Source organism: Streptomyces sporangiiformans, assembly GCF_005768555.2.
Taxonomy (GTDB): domain Bacteria; phylum Actinomycetota; class Actinomycetes; order Streptomycetales; family Streptomycetaceae; genus Streptomyces; species Streptomyces sporangiiformans.
In genome coordinates, this window is the sequence record NZ_VCHX02000199.1 from 1 (window position 1) to 644 (window position 644).

General features: G+C 67.5%; 1 protein-coding gene. It reads left to right on the plus strand.

Annotation, left to right across the window (positions count from 1 at the left end; all coding sequences use genetic code 11):
- The coding region (locus FGD71_RS34870; protein WP_240436912.1) for an alpha-amylase family glycosyl hydrolase at positions 1-644 on the plus strand (644 nt) is incomplete at both ends.

The window sequence follows — 644 nt, forward strand, 5'->3', positions numbered from 1 at the left end:
CTGGGGATCGACGGGTTCCGGCTGGACGCGGTCCCCTACCTCTACGCGGAGGAGGGCACCGACTGCGAGAACCTGCCCGCCACCCACGAGATGCTCAGGCGCGTGCGCGCGGAGATCGACGCCCACTACCCCGACACCGTGCTCCTGGCCGAGGCCAACCAATGGCCCGAGGACGTCGTCGACTACTTCGGCGACTACAGCGCCGGCGGCGACGAATGCCACATGGCCTTCCACTTCCCCGTCATGCCCCGCATCTTCATGGCCGTCCGCCGCGAGTCCCGCTACCCCGTCTCCGAAATCCTCGCCAAGACCCCCGCCATCCCCTCCGGCTGCCAATGGGGCATCTTCCTGCGCAACCACGACGAACTCACCCTGGAGATGGTCACCGACGAAGAACGCGACTACATGTGGGCCGAATACGCCAAAGACCCCCGCATGCGCGCCAACATCGGCATCCGCCGCCGGCTGGCCCCCCTCCTCGACAACGACCGCAACCAGATCGAACTCTTCACCGCCCTGCTGCTGTCCCTGCCCGGCTCCCCGATCCTCTACTACGGCGACGAGATCGGCATGGGCGACAACATCTGGCTCGGCGACCGCGACGCCGTCCGCACCCCCATGCAATGGACACCCGACCGCAACGC